Annotated in this window: 5 protein-coding genes and 1 pseudogene; 5 read left to right on the top strand and 1 reads right to left on the bottom strand. The window is 74.1% G+C overall.

The window, feature by feature from the left end:
- The 5 genes from L0B03_RS14115 to L0B03_RS14135 all read left to right on the top strand — a co-directional run.
- Positions 1–618, top strand: a 618-nt coding sequence (locus tag L0B03_RS14115) for an Fpg/Nei family DNA glycosylase (RefSeq protein ID WP_284501838.1), incomplete at its 5' end; no start/stop codon positions are given.
- A 61-nt stretch (positions 619–679) separates the two neighbouring features.
- A complete protein-coding gene (arsB, locus tag L0B03_RS14120) occupies positions 680–1,822 on the top strand; it encodes an ACR3 family arsenite efflux transporter (RefSeq protein WP_374204962.1) in 1,143 nt (380 codons plus the stop codon).
- Entirely contained in the window at positions 1,819–2,913 is a 1,095-nt protein-coding gene (locus L0B03_RS14125) for a metalloregulator ArsR/SmtB family transcription factor (RefSeq protein WP_250446867.1), read from the top strand. Before arsB ends, L0B03_RS14125 begins: the two co-directional genes overlap by 4 nt.
- The gene (locus L0B03_RS14130) at positions 2,910–3,392 is read left to right on the top strand and encodes an arsenate reductase ArsC (protein WP_284501839.1); all 483 of its coding nucleotides are present in this window, start codon (positions 2,910–2,912) and stop codon (positions 3,390–3,392) included. Before L0B03_RS14125 ends, L0B03_RS14130 begins: the two co-directional genes overlap by 4 nt.
- 52 nt (positions 3,393–3,444) lie before the next feature.
- A complete protein-coding gene (locus L0B03_RS14135) occupies positions 3,445–4,392 on the top strand; it encodes an LLM class F420-dependent oxidoreductase (protein WP_250446869.1) in 948 nt (315 codons plus the stop codon).
- On the opposite strand, the pseudogene L0B03_RS14140 reads toward L0B03_RS14135, so the two are convergent.
- Positions 4,373–4,695, bottom strand: a pseudogene (locus tag L0B03_RS14140) (hypothetical protein); the annotation flags it as partial. The gene L0B03_RS14135 and the pseudogene L0B03_RS14140 sit on opposite strands and share 20 nt — an antisense overlap.

A 4,695-nucleotide genomic window follows, 5' to 3' on the forward strand; every position in this document is an offset into this window, starting at 1 on the left:
GGGGAGGCCGAGGCCGCGCTGCCGCGGCGGGGTGCCGGACCGGACGCGGGCTTCCCGCCCGAGCCCGTCGGCCAGGTGCGCGTCCGGCTGCTCACCGAGCACACCCTGGCCGACCTGCGCGGCCCCGCGGCCTGCGAGGTGCTCACCCCCGAGGAGGTCGCGGCGGTGGTCGCGAAGGCGGGGCCCGACCCGCTCGTCTCGGCGGGGGCCGACGCCGAGGAGGTCGTCGTCGAGAACCTGCGTCGACGGCGCACCGCGGTGGGCCGGCTGCTGATGGACCAGACGGTGGTGAGCGGCATCGGCAACATCTACCGGGCGGAGATGCTCTTCCGGGCGGGCCTCGACCCGCACACCCCCGGACGGGACCTCCCGGCTGAGGTCGTCCGCGGGCTCTGGCAGGACTGGGTGGGTCTGCTCGGAGAGGGCGTGCGCACCGGGGTGATGGTCACGCGCGCCGACCTCGACGAGGAGCAGCGGGAGCTGGCGCTCACCGAGCCCGGGCTGCGGCACGCGGTCTACGGGCGGGCCGGTGAGCCGTGCCTGGTGTGCAGCCGGCCCGTGGTCCTCGAGGAGATGGCCGGCCGCAAGCTGTACTGGTGCTCGACCTGCCAGGTGTGAGTTCACCGAGAGTTCACGCGGCTGGCTTGGTCCTGGCATCGATCAGTGTCAATATCGATACGTGTCGAACCCACCACCTCCGCTGACCACGTCGGACCGCGGACCCGCGCAAACCGCTGCCCCCCGGCTCTCCGCCCTCGACCGGGGCCTGCCGCTGTGGATCGGCGTCGCGATGGTCCTCGGGCTCGGGCTCGGCCGGTTCGTCCCGGCCCTCGGTGACGTCCTCGAGGCCATGGAGGTCGGCGGCATCTCGCTGCCCATCGCCGTCGGGCTGCTCGTGATGATGTACCCGGTGCTCGCCAAGGTCCGGTACGACCGGCTCGGGGCCGTCACGGCCGACCGTCCGCTGCTCCTCTCCTCCCTCGTGCTCAACTGGGTGCTCGGCCCCGCGCTGATGTTCGTGCTGGCCTGGACCTTCCTGCCGGACCTGCCCGAGTTCCGCACCGGCCTGATCATCGTGGGCCTGGCCCGCTGCATCGCGATGGTCGTCATCTGGAACGACCTCGCCTGCGGGGACCGCGAGGCCGCCGCCGTGCTGGTCGCCATCAACTCGACCTTCCAGGTGTTCGCGTTCGCCGGCCTCGGCTGGTTCTACCTGACCGTGCTGCCCGGCTGGCTCGGCCTGGACACGGCCGGCCTGGACGTCAGCATCGGGCAGATCGCCGTCAACGTGCTGATCTTCCTGGGCATCCCGTTGGCCGCAGGGTTCGCGTCGCGCTGGATCGGTGAGCGTGCTCGGGGCCGCGAGTGGTACGAGGAGCGCTTCGTCCCGGTGATCTCCCCCTGGGCCCTGTACGGCCTGCTCTTCACGATCGTGCTGCTCTTCGCCCTGCAGGGCGACCAGATCGCCGCCCGCCCCTTCGACGTCGTCCGCATCGCCCTGCCGCTGCTCGTGTACTTCGCGGTCATGTGGGGGATGGGCTTCCTCGCGGGCCGGGTGCTGCGACTGGGCTACGCCCGCTCGACGACGCTGGCCTTCACCGCGGCCGGCAACAACTTCGAGCTCGCCATCGCCGTGGCCATCGGCACCTTCGGCGCGGCCTCGGGCGAGGCCCTCGCGGGGGTCGTCGGCCCGCTCATCGAGGTGCCCGTGCTGGTCGGCCTGGTCTACGTGAGCCTGGCCATCGCCCGGCGCTGGTACCAGCACGACCCGACAGCCGCCCAGGCCTCGGGGGCCGTCCGCACCTCGGAGGGACGCTCATGAGCCTCACCGCACCGCCCCAGGACCCGTCATCGACCGCCGAGGGGGTGCCGTCCGAGGAGCCGTGCGCCCCGGCCGCCGCCCACGCGATGGGGGCCGAGCCCGCCCGGCAGGTCGCCGCGACCCTCAAGGCCCTCGCCGACCCGCTGCGCCTGCGGATGCTCTCGCTGATCAGCGCGAGCCCGCAGGGCGAGGCCTGCGTGTGCGACCTCGCCACCGTCGGCGAGGTCAGCCAGCCCACCGTCTCGCACCACCTCAAGGTGCTCAAGGACGTCGGGGTCCTGGCCGCCGAGCGCCGTGGCAGCTGGGTCTACTACAGGGTGACCCCGGCGGCGCAGACAGCCGTCCGCAGCCTGCTGGACTCCTTCGCCCCCGCGGCCGCCGAGCGCGGCGCCGCCGTCACGGCCGAGACGTCCGCCGGCTCCGACGGCCTGCAGCACGAGCGGGCGCTCGAGCGGATCACCGAGCGCCTCGTGCTGCGCTTCGACGGGCTCGGGGCCGACGTCGTCACCCGGACGGTCCACGAGTCGTACGCGGCCCTGGTCCGCAGCGCCAGGGTCGCGCAGCACGTCCCGGTGCTCGCCGAGCGCTTCGCGCGCCAGCGCCTCGAGGATCTCGCGCGCGCCGGGTCCCCGAGCACCTCGCGCGAGCGGCCCCAGGTGCTCTTCGTCTGCGTGGCCAACGCGGGACGCTCCCAGCTCGCCGCTGCCCTGCTCGCGCGGTACGCCGGGGACGCCGTCGTCGTGCGCTCGGCGGGGTCGGCCCCCGCGGCCGAGGTGCACGGGACCGTCCAGCCGGTGCTCGCTCAGATCCTCGACGGGGTCGGCGGCTCACCGGACGTGGAGGTCGAGGCCCCGTTCCCCAAGCCCCTGACCTACGACGCGGTCCGCGCGGCCGACGTCGTGGTCACCATGGGGTGCGGGGACACCTGCCCCGTGCTGCCCGGCATCCGCTACGAGGACTGGGCCGTGGGTGACCCGGCCCTCGCCTCCCCCGAGGGGGTGCACGCGATCCGCGACGAGATCGACCGCCGCGTGCGCGCCCTCCTCGCCGACCTGCTCCCCGACCTGCACCTACCTGAGGAGACCTCATGACCGAGAGCACCGCCACCCACCCGACCACCCCCACGCCCGACGGCGACGCGACGGCGGGCGGCCGTCCCAGCGCGCTCTTCGTCTGCGTGCACAACGCGGGTCGCTCGCAGATGGCCGCCGGGTTCCTGCGGCACCTCTCGGGCGGGGCGGTCGAGGTGCGCTCGGCCGGCTCGATGCCCGCCGACCAGATCAACCCCGTCGCGGTCGAGGCCATGCTCGAGGTCGGCATCGACATCCGGGCCGAGAGCCCCAAGGTCCTCACCACCGAGGCGGTCCAGGCCTCCGACGCCGTGATCACCATGGGCTGCGGCGACGTCTGCCCGGTCTTCCCCGGCAAGCGCTACGAGGACTGGGCCCTGGCCGACCCGGCCGGGCAGGGCATCGACTCGGTCCGCCCCATCCGGGACGAGATCCGCGGTCGCGTCCTCGACCTGCTCGCCCAGCTGGGCGTCGAGCCGGTGGGTGCGACCACCACCTGAGGGGTCAGGCCGAGGCGGGCGCGCGGGGCCGGAGCCTGGCAGGCTGGGGCCCATGGATCTGCGCATCTTCACCGAGCCCCAGCAGGGCGCCAGCTACCTCGACCTCCTCCGCGTGGCCCAGGCCACCGAGACCCTGGGGTACGACGCGTTCTTCCGCTCCGACCACTACCTGGTGATGGGCGACGGGGACGGGCTGCCCGGCCCCACCGACGCCTGGACCACCCTCGCGGGCCTCGCCCGTGAGACCTCGACCGTCCGCCTCGGCACCCTGGTCACCTCGGCGACCTTCCGGCACCCCGGGGTGCTCGCCATCCAGGTCGCCCAGGTCGACGAGATGTCCGGCGGGCGGGTCGAGCTCGGGCTCGGCGCCGGCTGGTACGGCGCCGAGCACGCTGCCTACGGCATCCCCTTCCCGGACAAGCGCTTCGGTCTGCTGACCGAGCAGCTCGAGGTCATCACGGGCCTGTGGGGCACCCCGGTGGGGGAGCGCTACGACTTCAGCGGCAGCCACTACACGCTGACCGACTCCCCGGCCCTGCCCAAGCCCGTCCAGCAGAGCTCGCTGCTGCCCGGTGCTGCAGGGGTCCCGGTGATCGTCGGGGGCAACGGACCGCGCCGCACCCCGGCCCTGGCCGCCCGCTACGCGACCGAGTACAACACCTCCTTCCCCGAGATCGCCGACATCCCCGAGCGGTTCTCCCGCGTGCGGGCAGCGTGCGAGGCCGTGGGCCGCCCGGCCGACGAGCTGGTCTACTCCGCGGCCCTGGTCATGTGCGTCGGGTCCGACGAGGCCGAGCTGGCCCGCCGCGCGGCCGCGATCGGTCGCGAGCCCGATGAGCTGCGCGAGCACGGGGTCGCCGGCACGGTGAGCGAGGTCGTGGACCGGATCGGCGCCCTCGCCGAGATGGGCGTCGAGCGCCTGTACCTGCAGGTCCTGGACCTGAGCGACCTCGACCACCTCGACCTGGTGGCCCGCGAGGTCAAGCCCCGGCTGGGCTGAGCCCTCGCGGACGGTGGGCCGTGCGCACCAGGAGTGCCACGGCCCACCCGGTGAGCAGCACGAGCAGCAGGTTCCGCACCGCCAGGATCCCGGTGACCGTCCCGTCCCCGGTGAGCAGACCCGCGTAGCCCCACGGGAAGACGAGCTGCGTGAGCGCCGCGGCCCCCAGGGCGAGGCCCGCGCAGGTCGTGACCGCGCGCGACGGCCGCGGGGCGACCGCCAGCAGGAGCGCGACGGGCGCCGCGAGCCAGGCGAGGAGCTGGGGGGAGCCCACCTTGTTCGCCACGACGAGGACGCACACCA

This window comes from Actinotalea sp. C106 (assembly GCF_023630195.1).
Taxonomy (GTDB): Bacteria; Actinomycetota; Actinomycetes; order Actinomycetales; family Cellulomonadaceae; genus Actinotalea.